Here is a 17,801-nt window from a genome sequence, read left to right on the forward strand (position 1 = left end):
CTGCAGGGGGGACCCTGTGGGAGAGTAGGACGCCGCCGAACAATTTTTAGCCTCAACCCCCGAGCCATGCTCGGGGGTTGAGGCATTTTTGCGTTTAAGGTCAGGGCATGCGATACGACCTGGTCATCTTCGACAACGACGGCGTCCTTGTGGACAGCGAGCCGATCTCCAACACCATCCTGGCCGGATATCTCACCGAGCTGGGACACCCCACCACGTATGAGGAGTCGCTCCGCGACTACATGGGGGCTGCCGTGCACCGGGTGCACGATCTCGTGCTGGAGCGGACCGGGCAGCAGCTGCCCGAGGGGTTCGACGAGGCGCTGCACGCTCGGGTGTTCGCCGCCTTCGAGCGGGAGCTGGAGCCCGTCGCCGGGGTCGCCGAGGTGCTGGGGGAACTGGTCGCGGAAGGTGTGCCGTACTGCGTGGCGTCGTCCGGGACCCACGAGCGGATCCGGGTCGGGCACTGGAGGACCGGGCTCGACGAGTGGTTCGAGGAGGAGTGGGTCTTCAGCGCGGAGGACGTGGGGCGCGGGAAGCCGGCGCCCGACCTGTTCCTGCTGGCCGCGGAGCGGATGGGGGTGGCGCCGGAGCGGTGCGTTGTCATCGAGGACAGTCCGCTCGGGGTGGCTGCGGCTCGGGCGGCGGGGATGGATGTGTACGGGTTTACGGCGATGAGTACCGAAGAGGCGCTCGCGGGTGCGCAGGGGTACTTCTCGAAGATGGCGGATCTGGGGCAATTGCTCGCTTGATCCATCTACCCATGGGTAGATCGGGGGCCTAATGTGCGGCCATGACGACAGATGTGCGCCTGCGCCATGGCCGGGTGTCCCTCGGGATCAGCTTCTTCGCACAGGGCGTGTGCTTTGCCCTGCTGGTGACGAGGATCCCTGCCATGCAGGACCGCTACGGGATATCCGACGGGCTGTTGCCCGTCTTTCTCGCGGCGGTCCCGATCCTCGCCGGCGTCAGCAGTGTCCTCACCGAGAAGCTGGTGGCGCGTGTCCGGCCCAGTTCCGTGCTGCGGTGGGTGCAGCCCGTGGTGATGCTGGCTCTGCTCGGGGTCGCTGCCGGGGATCAGATGTGGCAGGCGGCCGTCGCGTTGGGCGTGTTCGGGCTCTCGGTGGGGGCGCTGGACGCGTCCATGAACATGCTGGGGGTCAGCCTTCAGCGCTCGTACGGGCGCAGCATCATGCTCGGCTTCCATGCGGCGTACAGCCTCGGCGGGATAGCCGGGGCCTCGCTGGCCTGGGTCGGGGCGCACTGGCATCTGTCGCTGCTGGTCCTGTACTTGCCGGTGGTGGCCGTGCTGGGGCCTGTGTGCCTGGTGGTGAGCCGGTGGTATGCCGATGCCAGGGCCGAGAGCAAGGTCGGGGACGGGGCCGCTGAGGTGGGTGGGGCCGACGCTTCTGGGGGCATCGTCTTCAAGCTGCTGCTGCCGCTGTGCCTGGTGATGTGCTTCGCGTACATCGGGGATTCGACCGTCTCCAACTGGAGCGCGAAGTATCTGCAGGATGTGCTGGGGAGTTCGGAGCAGCTGGCCACCGTTCCGTACAACGTCTACATGGTGACGACCCTGCTGGGGCGGGTCGTCGGGGACCTCGGTGTGCGCAGGTTCGGGGCTGTGGCTGTGGTGCGGGCGGGGAGTGTGGTCGCCGCTGTGGGGTTCGGGGTGGTGGCCGCTGCGCCCGGGCCCTGGGTGGGGATGCTCGGGTTCACTCTGCTGGGGTTCGGGCTGTGCGTGATCGTGCCGCAGACCTTTGCCGCGGCGGGGCGGCTGTTCCCGGGGAACAGCGATGCCGCCGTCGCGCGGCTGAACATCTTCAATTACGTGGGGTTCCTGGTGGGGGCGCCGTTGGTGGGGGCCATCGGGGACGCCTGGAACTACCGGGGGGCCATGATCGTGCCCATGGTCCTGGTGCTGGTGACGCTCGTGTATGCCCGGTCGTTCGGTGCGGAGGACGCCCGATACGGTGGCGGGCATGAGCGGCCGCGGACTGTTGATGTGGGACGAAGCAGTAACGAGGTATGACTTCGGGGCCGGGCACCCCATGGATCCGGTGCGGCTGGAGTTGACCATGGGGCTTGTGCGGGCTCTTGGTGTGGATGCGGCTGTCGAGGTTGTTGCGGCCCGGGCTGCCGGGGATTCGACGCTGGGGCTTGTGCACCGGGCGGACTACATCGCGGCCGTACGGGCTGCTTCGGTGGACCCGGGGGCTGCTGATGGGGCCTATGGGATCGGGACGGCTGATGATCCTGCCTTCGCGGGGATGCACGAGGCTTCGGCGCTGATCGCGGGGCAGTCCGTGGGGGCTGCGGAGGCGGTGTGGCGGGGGGACGCCGAGCACGCGGTGAACTTTGCGGGCGGGCTGCACCATGCGATGCCGGGGGCCGCTTCCGGTTTCTGTATTTACAACGATGCGGCGCTGGCCGTCGCTCGGCTGCTTGAGCTCGGCGCCGAGCGGGTCGCGTATGTGGATGTGGATGTCCATCACGGGGACGGGGTCCAGGCCGCCTTCTGGGAGGATCCGCGCGTGCTGACCATTTCGCTGCATGAGCACCCCCGGATGCTGTTTCCGGGGACGGGGTGGGCCGAGGAGACCGGGGGCGCCGGGGCCGGCGAGGGATCCGCGGTGAATGTCGCGCTGCCGGCGGGCACCGGGGACGCGGGGTGGCTGCGGGCCTTTCATGCGGTGGTGCCCGAGCTGCTGGACGACTTTCGGCCCGACGTGCTCGTGACGCAGCACGGGGCCGATACGCACTTTGATGATCCGCTGGCGCATCTGGCCGTTTCGGTGGATGGGCAGCGGGCTGTGCAGGTCGCTTGTCATGAGATGGCCCATGCGTATGTGGAGGGCGGGAAGTGGGTCGCTCTGGGTGGGGGCGGGTACGCGGTGGTCGATGTGGTGCCGCGGTCCTGGACTCACCTGGTGGGGGTCGCGGCGCATGCGGAGGTTGATCCGGAGACTGTGATCCCTGCTTCTTGGCGGGATGAAGTGTTCGCGCGTACGGGGGAGTTGGGGCCGGGGCGGATGACTGATGGGGGGTGGCCTGTGGGGTGGCGGTCGTGGGAGGCCGGGTACGACCCTGAGGACCGGGTGGACCAGGCGGTGCTTGCCACGCGGCGGGCGGCGTATCCCCTGCGGGGGTTGCTGGCCTAGCGGGGCTGGGCAGGGGGCTTTCCTCGATCCCGCCCCTTCCCGAAACCGGGGTTGCACCCCGGGCCCCGCTCTTCGGGGGCTCCGCCCCCGGACCCCCGGTCCTCAATCGCCGGACGGCTTGATTTGGCTCGGGATCGCTGGGATGTGCCGGTGGTGCCTGGCGGGTTGATTCTTGTTACGCCAACTGTGCGGTGTATTTGGGGTTTTGGCCCCGAGGGTGGGGCGGTGCGGCAGCATCGGGAGGGTGTTGAGCACTGGTGCGCTGCGTGCGCATTTGCTGGCCGCCCGGTTGGCCGGGCCCGTGGCCACCTCTCGGGAGGAGAGCCTGCGGAGTTATCGGCTGTTCGCCGCGCGCGATCCCCGCGTGACCCTTGGTCTCGATCCCGAATGGGGGTGGGGGGAGAGGGAGTTGTTGCGCCTGATGGCTGACAAATGCGGGGTGTCGGGTGATCCTGAGCATCGGTCCGGGCCCGATGTCATCGACCCGGAGCTGACGTTGGCGGGTCTCGATGCCTTTGCCGGGCGGCTTGCGGAAGCTGTTGAGCGGGGGGTTCCGGTGCTGTTCGGGACCGGCCATCCGCATCGACTGCTCGGGTTCTACGCCGGGTTGGCAGACGCTTTGTCGGCGGCGGGGTGTGAGATTCTCACCCCCGCGCAGGGTCGGAGTGTCGACATAACGACCCGGTTCGGCGTACGTACGTACAACCTTGACTACGTACGAGGAGTCGCGCTGGTGCGTGAAGCGGGCGCGCGAGCCCCCGGGAGTGAGCCGGGCGTGCACACGCATTCGCCGCTCCCGGTTCGGGTCGCCCTGGAGGGTGCTGCGGCGGGCGGAGGAGCGCTCCCAGGGCTCGTCGTGGGGGATCACGGGTGGGTCTGCGGTGCAGGTCAGCTGGGTATTGAGGCCATTGGACTGGCGGATACGGATGATCCCGCGCTGTTCGTCGGTGAGGCCGAGGGGCGGGTGTCCGTAGCCGTTCCACTTGATGACGCTGTGCGGTCTGATTACTACCGACCGCTTACTCGCTATGTACTCAATCGAGCGTGTCTGTCACGGTAGGCGTCCGATGGCTGCTCCTCTTCCCCACTCGCACCACCCGCCCCTAGTCTGGGGAGTGAGCGCACAACGACGAAGAGTCACCGGAAGGGGAAGCCGGTGCCCGTCCTGTGCGGAAGGTTCAGGTGGGTCATGGCTGCTGGCAGTGAGAGGCCTCTCAACGAGGTCAAGTTCCTGACCGTGGCGGAAGTCGCTTCGGTGATGCGAGTGTCCAAGATGACCGTGTACCGACTGGTGCACAGCGGTCATCTGCCGGCGATCCGGGTGGGCAGGTCCTTCCGGGTTCCGGAGCAAGCAGTGCACGAGTACCTTCGCGAGTCCTTTGTGGGGGTTGAAACGGCGTAGAAAGCCCTAGGGGGGTCCGGGGTCTTCCCTCGGATTACGTCCCTCACTCGGCGGCAGGTAGGCTAGGCCGACGTAGGTCGTGTGGGCCCAGACGCCCCGCACCGAGTGAAGAGAAGTGAGCGAGGGTAGTCGTGGGCTCTGTTATCAAGAAGCGGCGCAAGCGGATGGCTAAGAAGAAGCACCGCAAGCTGCTCAAGCGCACACGCGTTCAGCGTCGCAACAAGAAGTAAGCGGCAGCTGTACGTGTTTCCGAAGCCCTTCCACCATCACGGTGGGAGGGCTTCGGTGCGTTGTGGGAGTGGTCACTTCATGCAGCGTGCGGTCATCACAGCGCAACATCCAACCGATACGGTGGCCGGTACGGCAGACCTATTGGGGAGGCGCTGGTCTTGGGGAAGGTCGTGCTCGTCACCGGAGTGGCCCGGCAGCTCGGCGGCCGGCTCGTACGGCGTATTCAGCGCGATCCCGAGGTGGACCGGGTGCTCGGGGTGGATGTCGTGCCGCCGGGGGAGAGCCTGGGCGACGCCCTTTTCGTACGGGCCGACATCCGCCAGCCCACGATCACGCGGGTCCTGGCCGAGCACGACGTCGACACCGTCGTGCACATGGATGTCACAGGGACCCCGCTGGGCACGGGCGGCAGCCGGGCGTCGGTCAAGGAGACCAACGTCATCGGCACCATGCAGCTGCTCGGCGCCTGCCAGAAGTCGCCGACCGTCAAGCGGCTGGTGATCAAGTCCAGTACGAGCGTGTACGGGTCGGCGCCGCGCGATCCGGCCGTGTTCACCGAGACCACGCCCCCCAAGTCACTGCCCAGCGGCGGCTTCGCCAAGGATGCGGTCGAGGTCGAGGGGTACGTACGGGGCTTCGCGCGGCGGCGGCCCGATGTGGCCGTGTGCGTGCTGCGGTTCGCCAACATCCTGGGGCCGAGGGCCGATTCGCCGCTGGCCGAGTATCTTTCGCTGCCCGTGCTGCCGACCGTCTTCGGCTACGACCCGCGGCTGCAGTTCGTCCACGAGGACGATGTGATCGACGTGCTGCGGATCGCTCTGCACGAGCCCCGCAGAGGGACCCTGAACAGTGGGACCTTCAACATCGCCGGCGAGGGCGTCCTGCTGCTCTCGCAGTGCTCGCGGCGGCTGGGGCGGCCCACCGTCCCGGTGCTGCTGCCCGCCGTGACCTGGGTGGGATCCGCGCTGCGTACGGTGGGGGTGTCCGACTTCTCGCCCGAGCAGATCAGGCTGCTGACGCACGGGCGGGTCGTCTCGATCGTCCAGATGCGGGACACGCTCGGGTTCGTACCGCAGTACTCGACCGCGGAGACCTTCGAGGATTTCGCGTGCAGCCGGGGGGTTGGGCTGCTGTCGCCCGAGGTACTCGCGCGTACGGTCGACCGGGTCTCCGGATTTGTCTCTTCTGTTGGCAAGGAGCGCAGCTGACATGGCCGATGCCAAGGTCATCCCCTTCGGTGACGAGCCGAGGACCAGGCGGGCCAGGAACACCAAGGCCAAGCGGACGTCGGGGCGGAGTGCCACGGCCGCGCCCTCGGCGCTCGCGTCCGTACCGGAGGAGCAGGAAGAGGCCGTGGAGGCCCCTGTGGAGGCTCCTGCGGCTGCCGACGGCGGCGGGTGGGAGCGGAGGATCGCCGGCGGGCTGTCCTTCCTGCGCAGGCGCATCACCGGGGATTACGAGGTCGATGAGTTCGGGTACGACAAGGAGCTCACCGACCAGGTCCTGATGTCGATGGTGCGGCCCCTGTACGAGAAGTACTTCCGGGTGGAAGTGAAGGGGATCGAGAACATCCCCGCCGAGGGCGGTGCGCTGGTCGTCGCCAATCACTCGGGGACGCTGCCGCTGGACGGGCTGATGCTGCAGGTCGCGGTGCACGATCACCATCCGGCCGAGCGGCATCTGCGGCTGCTGGCCGCGGATCTTGTCTTCATGCTGCCGGTCATCAACGAGCTGGCCCGCAAGGCCGGGCACACCCTGGCGTGCGCCGAGGACGCCGAGCGGCTGTTGCAGCGCGGCGAGGTGGTCGGGGTGATGCCGGAGGGGTTCAAGGGCATCGGGAAGCCCTTCGGCGACCGGTACAAGCTGCAGCGGTTCGGGCGGGGCGGCTTCGTGTCGACCGCGCTGCGGGCAGGGGTGCCGATCGTGCCGTGCTCGATCGTGGGGGCCGAGGAGATCTACCCCATGATCGGGAACGCGAAGACCGTGGCGCGGGTGCTGGGATTCCCGTACTTCCCGATCACGCCGACGTTCCCGTGGCTCGGGCCGCTGGGGATGGTGCCGCTGCCGACGAAGTGGACGATCCAGTTCGGTGAGCCGATTCCTACGGACGGGTATCCGGCTGAGGCGGCCGAGGATCCGATGCTGATGTTCAATCTGACCGATCAGGTCAGGGAGCAGATCCAGCACACGCTTTATAAGTTGCTCGTGCAGCGGCGGTCGGTCTTTTTCTGACATGTGGAAATGCCGGGCCCCTCGCGGAGGGGCCCGGCATTTTCCGTACGTACCCGCCGCTACGGGGCGTCCTCGCCGTCGATGCCCAGGCCTGGGAGCAGGCCGGGGAGCAGGGGCGGGAGGGTGACGTCCGGGTGGGTCGTCTTCTTGCCGTCCTTGCCGGTGGCGGGGGTGCTGCTCGTGCCCGTGCTCGGGGGGTTGAGCAGGCCGCCCGTGTTGCCGCCGATCAGGCCGCTCGATCCCGTCGAGCCGGAGGCGGACGGGTGCGGGCTGGTGCCGCTCGTGCCGCCGTGGCCGGGGGTGGTCGAGGTCGACGGGTGGGTGGTGCCAGTGGAGTCCGTGGAGGAGCTTCCACTGCCCGTGCGGCCCGTGCTGCGGCCGGGCGGGCTCGGCAGCAGGGACTGGAGCGGGCCGACTTCCTGGTCTATGGCGTCGAAGACCGAGTTGACCTCGTTGCCCATGTCGGTGAGCTGGGCCGGCAGTCGGCGCTGGAGCTGGCTCCAGGTGTCCCGGTGGGAGCGCGCGAAGGAGGAGAGGGCCTGGATCGGGCCCAGCGCTCCGTTGCGTGCGTACGCCTCGTGGAGGAGGCGGTGTCCTTCGGTCGCGTCGTGCTTCATGCCGGTCAGGGCACGCCTGACCTCGCCCAGCTGTTCGTGGTCGAGCTGACCTGCCCGGTCCCGCTCCATGAGGCGACGTGCCTCCTGGAGGCGGGTGGACGCCTGGTCCAGGTAGATCTCGCCGCGGTCGGCGTTGTTGTCCGCCATGCCGAGTTTGAGATCTTCCATGCCGCGCTTCAGCCCGTACAGCGAATCACCTGGAAGGGCGTTGGAACTGGCAGCGGCCACGCCGCTGAAAGCCCCGGCCGCCACACCGACGGTGAGTCCGCCCGCAGCGATGCCCTTCGACCAGCGGGAGCGGGGGCGCAATTTCCGGAGCGAGGTCGCCCTGTGGGCGCCGCGACCGGTCCGCTGCTCGGGCACCTGAGGGCCCGCTGCTGCACCTCCCTCGGCGAACAGAGCCTCCATGGCTGCCACGAGCTGGGCTCGTTGCACCACTTTGACCTCGGGGTCCAGCTCGGGCATCGGGCGTGCGCCGATGTCGTTCGCCAGGGACAGCAGCCCCTCGGGGTCTGGCTGTTGCTCAGCCGCCGTGTCCTGGAGTGACTGCTCTTCCAGGGCCTGGGCGAAGGCGTCCGCCCGCCGGTGTGCCGAAACGTGTCCGATCACTGGCGGCACCTCCTCTCGTCATGACCATCGACTCCCCTCGGGGTCCAGAAGGTTGCACACCTTGAGCGCTTACACACTTTCGAGTGAGCGCCTGCGGGCGTGGCGTGACCACAGGGAGCCTGCATCCCGCTCAACGAGCCGGGCGCCACTTGGGTTACGGACGAAGGATGATCGGACCGCAGCTCTTTTGGCGGGCAAGTGGCGGGCATGCGGCGTTCGTTCAGCGTGCGTCGTCGGGAAGGAGCCGGGCCAGTGTGCGTACGGCCCGGTACTGCAAGGTTTTGATCGCACCCTCGTTCTTGCCCATGACCCGAGCTGTCTCCGCGACCGAGAGGCCCTGGAGGAACCGGAGCGTGACGCACTCCTGCTGCTGGGGATTGAGCTTGCGGACCGCCTCGAGGAGGGCCGCGTTGGAGAGGGATTCGAGGACGGAGTCCTCCGGGGAACGCTCGACCTCGTTGGCGTCGAGCATTTCGCCCGTGGTCACTTCCAGCCGGAAACGGCTCGATTTGAAGTGATCCGCGACCAGGTTGCGGGCGATGGTGACCAGCCAGGCGCCGAAATCACGGCCCTGCCAGGTGAAGGTGGAGATGCGGCGCAGGGCGCGCAGGAAGGTCTCACTGGTGAGATCCTCCGCCGTCGCCTTCCCGCCGACGCGGTAGTAGATGTAGCGGTAGACGGTGTCGCTGTACTGGTCGTACAGGCGCCCGAAGGCATCGGCTTCGCCGGCCTGGGCCCGTTCGACCAGTTCCATCATGCGGGCGCTGTCGCTGTCGGCCGTGGGGCGCTTTGGTGTCGGCGCAGCGGTTGTTGCGGTGGACGTGCCGCCGCGCGCGCTCCGTCTGCCGACTGCCGCGCTGCTCTGTGCGAGCGCGTAGCAGGGGCCGACGGGCGTGAGCGTGGCGGGCACAGGGGTGGCGAAGGCGGGTACGGCGTACGCGGTGGGGACGAAGCCGCGCAAGCGGTCGGCGACCGTTGCGCGCAGCGTAGCCAGGCCCGAGGCGTCAACCCCGACGTGTGGGTACACGGGACTCCCAGAGGCAGAGCTTCCATCACGTGCAGTGCTGGACCGTTCACCCGTAGTGCTTGTAGGTGGGGTCCGGTATGCGTCTGAGGAGAATAACGCTTCGTACAGGCAGTGCTACACCCAGTTGCTCAAATCATCGATTCCGTCGCTTCTGTTACGTCTTGGCGGCGGATCAAGTAGCACTTCGTGACCGGTTGTTGATCGGATTGCGTCACGATCTGGTTGGCTGCAGAGACACTTGTGGCCGAGTGGCAGTCACGGGACTGGCGGGGGCCCGGTGTGGGTAAGTGGCCGGGCCCCTGGGGGAATCCGGCTCAGCGGCGGCGGCGGTGCAGGGCGACCGCGGCGGCGGTGCCGCCCGCGATCGCGCCGACTCCGGCGGCGGCCGGGATGCCGACCTTGGCCGCCTTGCGGCCGGTGCGGTAGTCGCGCAGCCGCCATTCGCGCTCACGGGCGTGGCGCCGCAGTTTGGCGTCCGGGTTGATCGCGTACGGGTGTCCGACGAGCGAGAGCATCGGGATGTCGTTGTGCGAGTCGCTGTACGCGGCGCAGCGGGCGAGGTCGAGGCCTTCGGCCGCGGCGAGCGCGCGGACGGCCTCCGCCTTCGCGGGGCCGTGCAGGGGTTCGCCCACGAGGCGTCCGGTGTAGACGCCGTCGATGGACTCGGCGACCGTACCGAGCGCGCCGGTGAGGCCCAGGCGGCGCGCGATGATCGTGGCGGTCTCGACGGGGGCGGCCGTGACCAGCCAGACCTTCTGGCCCGCGTCGAGGTGGGCCTGGGCGAGGGCGCGGGTGCCGGGCCAGATGCGGTCGGCCATGTACTCGTCGTAGATCTCCTCGCCGATGGACATCAGCTCGGAGACGCGGTGGCCCTTGACGATGGACAGGGCGCTGTCGCGGGCGTCCTGCATGTGCTCGGGGTCCTCGATGCCGGCGAGCCGGAACCAGGTCTGCTGCCAGGCGAACCTGGCGAGCTCGCGGCGCTGGAAGAACTTGCGCTTGTAGAGGCCCCGGCCGAAGTGGAAGAGGGCCGCACCCTGCATCACGGTGTTGTCGAGGTCGAAGAAGGCGGCGGCGAGGTCGTCGCCGACGACCGGGAACTCGGGCTCTCTCGGGGTGTCTGCGGTGTCCTCGGGGGACTGCTCCTGCTGGGCGTGTGCCAGCTCGGCTGAGGACTTGCGGGCTGCCTCGGCTGCGGCCTCGCCTGCCAGCACGCTGCGTGCCGTGGCGGAGCGCCTACGAGGGGTGAGCCATCCCAGTGCGGCCATGTCGTGAGCATAGCCAGTCTGTTCGGTCCGTTCCGACCCGGCGGGATGCCATGGCGTGAACTCTCCGCGACTGCCGTGTTACGCGGATTACCGTGCGGCGCGCGGTTGAGGGGCGGCAGAGGGGCTGCCGTGGGGTGCCGGAGCCGCGGGAAATTTCGAAAGGGGCGATTCAGGACAGAGCGGCGTGGGCGGAGAATGGCCCGCATGAGTCCCCTGTTGCGGCGTGCGAAGAAGAGCCCCGGTGAGCGTGTGGTCACCCTGATCGGGAAGAGCGGCTGTCATCTGTGCGACGACGCCCGCGAGGTGGTCTCCCGGGTGTGCGGGGAAGTGGGGGCCGGGTGGGAGGAGAAGAGCATCGAGGAGGACGCCGAGCTCTACCGGGAGTACTGGGAGCAGATTCCGGTCGTACTCATCGACGGGAAGCAGCACACCTTCTGGCGGGTCGATGCCGAACGGCTTCGTCGCGAGCTGGCCTCTTAATCACGAAAGACCGCTACGATCGTGGGCGATTTGAGCGGTCTCGGGGGCGTAGTCGTGAGGAGTGTGTGCGGTTTTGCCCGCTTCGGTTTCTCAACGGATCGGAATGGCCTGCGGTTCCAAGATCGTGCGGCCGAAGTGCGTGACCCCGGTCACTTTGGTCGGACAAAGCGGACACCATCTTTGTGCACGCGTTCACAAAGACATAGCCTGCATTCGACGGGGCGGTCCTGGGACAAGTGGCCGCCTACAGCCTCGCTCATCCCGCAGGAGCACCGTGGCAACTGGCCGAACTCACCGACCGGCGACCCGTAGCCGAGGAATCCCCGAGGCCACCGTCGCCCGACTTCCGCTGTACCTCCGCGCCCTCACCGGGCTTTCGGAGAGGTCCGTACCCACCGTTTCATCGGAGGAACTGGCCGCTGCGGCCGGGGTCAACTCCGCGAAGCTGCGGAAGGACTTCTCGTATCTCGGGTCCTATGGGACGCGTGGGGTGGGATACGACGTCGAGTACCTCGTCTATCAGATCTCGCGCGAGCTGGGCCTCACCCAGGACTGGCCGGTCGTCATTGTCGGTATCGGTAATCTCGGTGCCGCGCTGGCCAATTACGGCGGTTTCGCCTCCCGCGGTTTCCGCGTCGCCGCTCTGATCGACGCCGATCCCGCGATGGCCGGGAAGCCCGTCGCGGGAATGCCCGTACAGCACAGCGATGATCTGGAGAAGATCATCAGCGACAACGGCGTCTCCATCGGGGTCATCGCGACCCCGGCCGGTGCCGCGCAGCCCGTCTGTGACCGGCTGGTCGCCGCGGGTGTCACCTCCATCCTGAACTTCGCGCCCACCGTGCTGACCGTTCCTGACGGTGTGGACGTGCGCAAGGTCGATCTCTCGATCGAGCTGCAGATTCTTGCCTTCCACGAGCAGCGCAAGGCCGGCGAGACCGCTGCCGCCGCCGACGAGCGGAAGGGACCCGACGGGGAGCTGCCCGCCGTGATGCCGGCATGAGTCTTCTGGTCGTCGGACTGAGCCACCGCAGCGCGCCGGTCAGCGTGCTCGAGCGGGCATCCCTCTCCGCTGATGCGCAGGCCAAGCTGCTGCAGGACACGCTCGCTTCGGAGCCCGCGGTCGAGGCCGCCGTGCTCGCGACGTGCAACCGCATCGAGCTCTACGCCGACGTGGACAAGTTCCACGCGGGCGTCGCCGAACTCTCCACGCTGCTCGCCCAGCACTGCGGGGTGGGGCTGGACGAGCTCACTCCGTATCTCTACGTGCACTACGAGGACCGGGCCGTTCACCACCTCTTCTCGGTGGCCTGCGGACTCGACTCCATGGTCGTCGGCGAGGGGCAGATCCTCGGGCAGATCAAGGACGGTCTTGCGCGCGGGCAGGAACTGCACACCGCGGGGCGGCTGTTGAACGATCTGTTCCAGCAGGCGCTGCGCGTCGGGAAGCGTGCGCACTCCGAGACCGGCATCGACCGGGCGGGTCAGTCGCTCGTCACCTTCGGGCTTCAGCAGCTCTCCGATGGTGCTGAAGTGGCTGACTGGGCCAAGGGGAAGCGCGTGCTGGTGATCGGCGCGGGCTCCATGTCCTCGCTGGCCGCCGCGACCGTCGCCCGCGCGGGCGCAGCCGAAATCGCCGTCGCCAACCGGACGTTGACACGTGCCGAGCGGCTCGCGGAGATCCTGGGCTCCGGCGGTACGGGAGTGGTGGCGCGCGCCGTGGCGATGGAGGAGGTGCGCGGCGAGCTTTCGTACGCGGACCTCGTGATCTCCTGCACGGGCGCGACCGGACTCGTACTGACCGCGGAAGCCGTCGAAGAGGCGGCCGGCGAGCGGCGGATCGCGCTGCTCGACCTGGCCATGCCGCGCGACATCGATGCGGCCGTGCACCGGCTCGCGGGTGTGCGTCTCGTCGACATCGAGTCGCTCGCCGAGGCCGCGGCCGACGCACCGATGGCCGCCGACGTGGAGGCCGTGCGCGCCATCGTCTCCGACGAGGTCGCCGCCTTCGGCGCGGCGCAGCGGGCCGCGCACATCACCCCGACCGTCGTCGCCCTGCGCACCATGGCCGCCGGCGTCGTCGCCGGTGAGATCGCGCGGCTCGACGGACGCCTTCCCGACCTGGACGACAAGCAGCGCGCCGAGATCACCCAGACCGTGCGCCGCGTCGTCGACAAGCTCCTGCACGCGCCCACCGTGCGGGTGAAGCAGCTCGCGAGCGAGCCCGGCGGCGCCGGGTACGCGGACGCGCTGCGCGAACTCTTCGACCTCGACCCGCAGACGGTCGCAGCCGTCAGCCGGGCGGATCTGACAGAGCTGACCGACCTGAAGACCGCTGATGTGAAGTTCGCTGATTTGAAGATCGGTGATCTGCAGATCACAGACGTCAAGAACCGAGGGCAGGCATGACCAGTGCCTTGAGGCTGGGGACCAGGCGCAGCAAGCTCGCCATGGCCCAGTCAGGACACATCGCCGAGGCGGTGCGGCAGATCACCGGCCGCCCCGTGGAGCTCGTCGAGATCACCACGTACGGGGACACCTCTCGCGAGCACCTCGCGCAGATCGGCGGCACCGGCGTCTTCGTCACCGCGCTGCGTGACGCGCTGCTCAGCGGTGAAGTCGACTTCGCCGTGCACTCGTTGAAGGACCTGCCGACCGCGCAGCCCGACGAACTGGTGCTGGCGGCGATTCCCGTACGGGAGGACCCGCGTGACGCCCTTGTCGCACGCGACGGGCTGACCTTCGAGCAACTGCCGGACGGGGCCCGCATCGGCACCGGTTCGCCGCGGCGCATGGCGCAGCTGAACGCGTACGCGCGGAGCCACGGACTGCGCATCGAGACCGTGCCGATCCGCGGGAACATCGACACGCGGGTCGGATTCGTGACCAACGGTGAGCTGGACGCGGTGGTTCTTGCCGCCGCCGGGCTCAACCGCATCGGGCGGGGCGACGAGGTCACCGACTTCCTCCCCACCGACACCATTTTGCCCGCCCCCGGCCAGGGGGCCCTGGCAGTCGAGTGCACGGCGGTCAACGCCGACCTCATTGCCCAGCTCGCCGAGCTCGACGACCCGTACACCCGGGCCGCCGTGACCGCCGAGCGATCTCTGCTCGCCGCCCTGGAGGCCGGATGCAGTGCACCTGTGGGTGCACTGGCCGACGTCCTGGCCGACGGGCAGATTGTCAACGAAATGCGCCTGCGCGGCGTCGTCGGCTCGATCGACGGCTCCGAACTGGTGCAGCTGTCCACCACCGGTCCCGTACCTACGTCGCACGAAGGCATTGTGGCTCTGGGGCGCGAACTCGCGTCCGAGATGCTCGCCAAGGGTGCGGCCGGTCTTATGGGGGAGCGAGCACGATGAACCCCACCGCCCCGAACCTTCCCGCCATTCCCGGACACGGGCACGTCACCTTCCTGGGTGCCGGACCCGGAGATCCGGGGCTGCTCACACTGCGCGCCGTCGAGGCGCTCGCTCGTGCGGACGTACTCGTCGCCGAGGAGGATGTGCTCGGCGTCGTACGCAGCCATGCGCGCGGAGACGTGAGCACGCCTCAGCTGACGGTTGTTGACGAAGCGTCAACAGCCGCCGGTATCCCGGCTATCCGAGATGCCGCCAATCTTGTCATGGAGGCCGCGCGCTCCGGCAGGCGGGTCGTCCGTGCCATCGCCGGTGACCCCGGGCTCGACGGCTGGGCGGGCGAGGAGATGCTTGCCTGCGCCGCCGAGGGGATTCCCTTCGAGGTCGTGCCCGGTGTGGCGACGGCGGTGGGCGTGCCCGCGTACGCCGGTGTGCCGCTGCGTGACGCCCAGGGTGCCGACGTGCGGTTCATCGACGCCAGGACGGCGTCGGGCCGTTGCTGGAGCGAGGTCGGCGCGAGCGATGCGACGGCCGTCGTCACGACGACGCTCGACACCGTTTCGGCCGCCGCCGGTGAGCTCGTCTCCGCCGGGCGCAAGCCCGACACCCCGATGACCGTGACGGTCGCGGGCACCACCACCCGGCAGCGGACCTGGTCCGCGACGCTGGGGACGGTCGCCCAGGTGCTGAAGCAGGCCAAGGTGCTGCCTTCGCCGGACGGGCACCAGCCGGTCATAGCCGTGGTCGGTGAGCGCAGCTCCGCTGCACAGCGCGACCAGCTCGCGTGGTTCGAGTCGAAGCCGCTCTTCGGGTGGCGGGTGCTGGTTCCGCGTACGAAGGAGCAGTCGGCTTCGCTCTCCGACCAGTTGCGGAGCTATGGGGCGGTGCCTCATGAGGTTCCGACCATCGCCGTCGAGCCGCCGCGCACGCCGCAGCAGATGGAGCGGGCGGTCAAGGGGCTCGTCACGGGCCGCTATGAGTGGATCGCTTTCACGAGCGTCAACGCCGTGAAGGCGGTGCGGGAGAAGTTCGAGGAGTACGGGCTCGACGCGCGTGCATTCGCCGGGATCAAGGTCGCCGCTGTGGGCGAGCAGACCGCTGCCTCGCTGGTGGAGTTCGGGGTCAAGCCCGATCTGGTGCCGAGCGGCGAGCAGTCGGCTGCGGGGTTGCTGGAGGACTGGCCGCCGTACGACCCGGTCTTCGACCCGATCGACCGTGTCTTCCTGCCGCGTGCGGACATCGCGACCGAGACGCTGGTCGCGGGGCTGATCGAGCTCGGGTGGGAGGTCGACGACGTCACGGCCTACCGGACCGTGCGCGCTTCGCCGCCGCCGGCCGACACGCGTGAGGCCATCAAGGGTGGGGGATTCGACGCCGTGCTGTTCACGTCGTCGTCCACCGTGCGGAACCTGGTGGGCATTGCCGGCAAGCCGCACAATGTCACCGTCATCGCATGTATCGGTCCTGCCACGGCGAAGACCGCCGAGGAGCACGGGCTGCGGGTGGACGTGCTGTCGCCCGAGCCGTCCGTGAACCGGCTGGCCGAGGCTCTCGCGGAGTTCGGCGCGGCGCGCCGGGACGCGGCGAGGGAAGCGGGGGAGACGCCCTGCCGGCCGAGCGAGCGGCGCCCTGGGGGGCGTCGCAGGCGCACCACCTGAGGCGTAGCCTCGTGGGGGGCCTGGTGTTGTTCGCCCGGGCCCCCCGACCCTGAACCCCTGAAGACGCTGGAGACGTACGTGAGTTCTTCGTTCCCGGGGGCCAGGCCCCGCCGTCTGCGTACCACTCCCGCGATGCGGCGGATGGTCGCGGAGACGCGGTTGCACCCCTCTGATCTGATCCTTCCGGCCTTCGTACGGGAGGGCATCGGGGAGCCGGTGCCGATCTCGGCGATGCCGGGAGTCGTCCAGCACACGCGGGACACCTTGCGGAAGGCGGCGGTCGAGGCCGTCTCGGCGGGCGTCGCGGGGATCATGCTCTTCGGGGTGCCCGAGGACGCGAAGAAGGACGCGGTGGGGTCGGCGGGGACGGATCCTGACGGGATCCTGCAGGTCGCTCTCCGTGATGTACGCGAGGAGGTCGGCGACGACCTGGTCATCATGTCCGACCTGTGCCTCGACGAGTACACCGATCACGGGCACTGCGGGGTGCTGACCGAGGACGGGCGCGTCGACAACGACGCGACGCTGGAGCGGTACGCCGAGATGGCGCAGGTCCAGGCGGACGCGGGCGCCCATGTGGTCGGTCCGAGCGGGATGATGGACGGCCAGGTCGGCGTCGTCCGTGATGCGCTGGACCAGATCGGGAAGGAGGACGTCTCGATCCTGGCCTACACGGTCAAGTACTCGTCCGCCTTCTACGGCCCCTTCCGGGAGGCCGTCGGGTCTTCGCTGGTCGGGGACCGGAAGACGTACCAGCAGGACCCGGCCAACGTCCGGGAGTCGCTGCGGGAGTTGGCGCTCGACCTGGAGGAAGGTGCGGACATGGTGATGGTGAAGCCGGCCGGACCTTATCTGGACGTTCTGGCGCGGGTCGCGGATGCGGTGGACGTGCCGGTGGCCGCGTACCAGATCAGTGGTGAGTACGCGATGGTCGAGGCGGCCGCCGAGCGGGGCTGGATCGACCGGGACAAGGCGATTCTCGAATCGCTGACCGGGATCAAGCGGGCGGGCGCGAACATGATCCTCACGTACTGGGCGACGGAGGTCGCGCGGCAGTTGTGAGCGGGTCGGGTGTGCGCTTGGCGCGCTTGGTGCGCGCAGTGCGCGTGGCCCCGCTGTCCGGTGACGGGCGGCGGGGCTTTGTGCTGTCCACCGTCTATGCGAACGCTTTGAGCTGGTCGTCGACGGGGGCGCCGGTGAGGCGGTTGGCGAGGGTCGAGAGTGTGTACGTACCGATGCCGAGGACGACTTCCAGGGCGTTCTGGTGGGTGTAGCCGTGGTCGAAGAAGGCCTGGAGGGCTTCGGGGGACACCTCGCCCGCGGTGGCGAGGACTTCGAGGGTGAAGAGGCGTACGGCCTCCAACTCCGGGGCGGAGAGCGGCTTCTGGGTGCGGAGGGCTTCTATGAGGAGCGCGTCCGCTTCGAGGTTCGTGAGGATGCGGGTGTGTACGGCGACGCAGACGTGGCAGCCGTTGCGGGTGGCCATGGTGAGGATGACGGTCTCGCGGGCGAGCTGGGGGAGGGTCGTCGTCTCGAAGAGGGCGCTCAACTTCAGGAAGCCGTCGAGGGTTTGGGGTGAGGTCGCCATGCGGGCGACGGGGGAGGGGAGGTAGCCGAAGTGCTGGGTGGTGGCCTTGATGGGGCGGTGCGCTGCTTCGGGGGCGGTGTCGAGGGTGTGGTGGGGGAAGGGGTGGGCGTGCGGTGTCATGGGTGGCCCTTCGGTAGAATCGACAACGTGATTGACCAAAAGGTAAACC

The 17,801-nt window shown here is 68.7% G+C and carries 18 protein-coding genes; 14 read left to right on the top strand and 4 right to left on the bottom strand.

Annotated elements, in window-relative coordinates; genetic code table 11:
* Positions 1-107 precede the first annotated feature (107 nt).
* From AB0H78_RS33390 to AB0H78_RS33425, 8 genes are all read left to right on the top strand, one after another.
* Entirely contained in the window at positions 108-752 is a 645-nt protein-coding gene (locus AB0H78_RS33390; protein WP_363238498.1) for an HAD family hydrolase, read from the top strand.
* Positions 753-793: 41 nt separating this feature from the next.
* Entirely contained in the window at positions 794-2,032 is a 1,239-nt protein-coding gene (locus AB0H78_RS33395) for an MFS transporter (RefSeq protein WP_363238499.1), read from the top strand.
* Entirely contained in the window at positions 1,983-3,161 is a 1,179-nt protein-coding gene (locus AB0H78_RS33400; RefSeq protein ID WP_363238500.1) for an acetoin utilization protein AcuC, read from the top strand. The genes AB0H78_RS33395 and AB0H78_RS33400 overlap by 50 nt, the downstream gene beginning before the upstream one ends.
* Positions 3,162-3,405: 244 nt before the next feature.
* Positions 3,406-4,221: a phosphatase gene (locus AB0H78_RS33405; RefSeq protein ID WP_363238501.1), complete on the top strand. Its 816-nt coding sequence runs from the start codon at positions 3,406-3,408 to the stop codon at positions 4,219-4,221.
* A 129-nt stretch (positions 4,222-4,350) separates the two neighbouring features.
* A complete protein-coding gene (locus AB0H78_RS33410) occupies positions 4,351-4,563 on the top strand; it encodes a helix-turn-helix domain-containing protein (protein WP_206963731.1) in 213 nt (70 codons plus the stop codon).
* A 131-nt stretch (positions 4,564-4,694) separates the two neighbouring features.
* A complete protein-coding gene (locus AB0H78_RS33415; protein ID WP_003948845.1) occupies positions 4,695-4,793 on the top strand; it encodes an AURKAIP1/COX24 domain-containing protein in 99 nt (32 codons plus the stop codon).
* Positions 4,794-4,952: 159 nt separating this feature from the next.
* Positions 4,953-6,002, top strand: a complete 1,050-nt coding sequence (locus AB0H78_RS33420) for an NAD-dependent epimerase/dehydratase family protein (RefSeq protein ID WP_363238502.1) — start codon at positions 4,953-4,955, stop codon at positions 6,000-6,002.
* A gap of 1 nt (position 6,003) precedes the next feature.
* The gene (locus AB0H78_RS33425; RefSeq protein WP_363238503.1) at positions 6,004-7,026 is read left to right on the top strand and encodes a lysophospholipid acyltransferase family protein; all 1,023 of its coding nucleotides are present in this window, start codon (positions 6,004-6,006) and stop codon (positions 7,024-7,026) included.
* 59 nt (positions 7,027-7,085) lie between these two features.
* On the opposite strand, the gene AB0H78_RS33430 is transcribed toward AB0H78_RS33425, so the two are convergent.
* The 3 genes from AB0H78_RS33430 to AB0H78_RS33440 all read right to left on the bottom strand — a co-directional run bounded on the left by AB0H78_RS33430 (position 7,086) and on the right by AB0H78_RS33440 (position 10,547).
* Positions 7,086-8,252, bottom strand: coding sequence for a DUF5667 domain-containing protein (locus AB0H78_RS33430; RefSeq protein ID WP_363238504.1), 1,167 nt, complete (start codon positions 8,250-8,252; stop codon positions 7,086-7,088).
* A gap of 220 nt (positions 8,253-8,472) precedes the next feature.
* Complete coding sequence (locus AB0H78_RS33435) at positions 8,473-9,279, bottom strand: ECF subfamily RNA polymerase sigma factor, BldN family (RefSeq protein WP_363238505.1); 807 nt, start codon at positions 9,277-9,279, stop codon at positions 8,473-8,475.
* A 314-nt stretch (positions 9,280-9,593) separates the two neighbouring features.
* Positions 9,594-10,547 (bottom strand): HAD-IB family hydrolase, encoded by a 954-nt coding sequence (locus tag AB0H78_RS33440; RefSeq protein WP_363238506.1) that lies wholly within the window; start codon positions 10,545-10,547, stop codon positions 9,594-9,596.
* A 204-nt stretch (positions 10,548-10,751) separates the two neighbouring features.
* Between AB0H78_RS33440 and AB0H78_RS33445 the strand changes: the two genes are divergently transcribed.
* From AB0H78_RS33445 to hemB, 6 genes are all read left to right on the top strand, one after another.
* On the top strand, positions 10,752-11,027 hold the full coding sequence (locus AB0H78_RS33445; RefSeq protein ID WP_363238507.1) for a glutaredoxin family protein: 276 nt from the start codon (positions 10,752-10,754) through the stop codon (positions 11,025-11,027).
* Between the two features lie 274 nt (positions 11,028-11,301).
* Entirely contained in the window at positions 11,302-12,030 is a 729-nt protein-coding gene (locus AB0H78_RS33450) for a redox-sensing transcriptional repressor Rex (protein WP_363238508.1), read from the top strand.
* Complete coding sequence (locus AB0H78_RS33455; protein ID WP_363238509.1) at positions 12,027-13,436, top strand: glutamyl-tRNA reductase; 1,410 nt, start codon at positions 12,027-12,029, stop codon at positions 13,434-13,436. The genes AB0H78_RS33450 and AB0H78_RS33455 overlap by 4 nt, the downstream gene beginning before the upstream one ends.
* Positions 13,433-14,389 (top strand): hydroxymethylbilane synthase, encoded by a 957-nt coding sequence (gene hemC, locus AB0H78_RS33460; protein ID WP_363238511.1) that lies wholly within the window; start codon positions 13,433-13,435, stop codon positions 14,387-14,389. Before AB0H78_RS33455 ends, hemC begins: the two co-directional genes overlap by 4 nt.
* On the top strand, positions 14,386-16,044 hold the full coding sequence (locus AB0H78_RS33465; protein ID WP_363238512.1) for a bifunctional uroporphyrinogen-III C-methyltransferase/uroporphyrinogen-III synthase: 1,659 nt from the start codon (positions 14,386-14,388) through the stop codon (positions 16,042-16,044). Before hemC ends, AB0H78_RS33465 begins: the two co-directional genes overlap by 4 nt.
* A 78-nt stretch (positions 16,045-16,122) precedes the next feature.
* Positions 16,123-17,106, top strand: coding sequence for a porphobilinogen synthase (hemB, locus tag AB0H78_RS33470; protein ID WP_363238513.1), 984 nt, complete (start codon positions 16,123-16,125; stop codon positions 17,104-17,106).
* 94 nt (positions 17,107-17,200) lie between these two features.
* On the opposite strand, the gene AB0H78_RS33475 is transcribed toward hemB, so the two are convergent.
* Positions 17,201-17,752: a carboxymuconolactone decarboxylase family protein gene (locus AB0H78_RS33475; protein ID WP_363238514.1), complete on the bottom strand. Its 552-nt coding sequence runs from the start codon at positions 17,750-17,752 to the stop codon at positions 17,201-17,203.
* Between the last annotated feature and the right edge of the window lie 49 nt (positions 17,753-17,801).

The organism is Streptomyces sp. NPDC050738, assembly GCF_040654175.1.
In the GTDB taxonomy this organism is placed as follows: domain Bacteria; phylum Actinomycetota; class Actinomycetes; order Streptomycetales; family Streptomycetaceae; genus Streptomyces.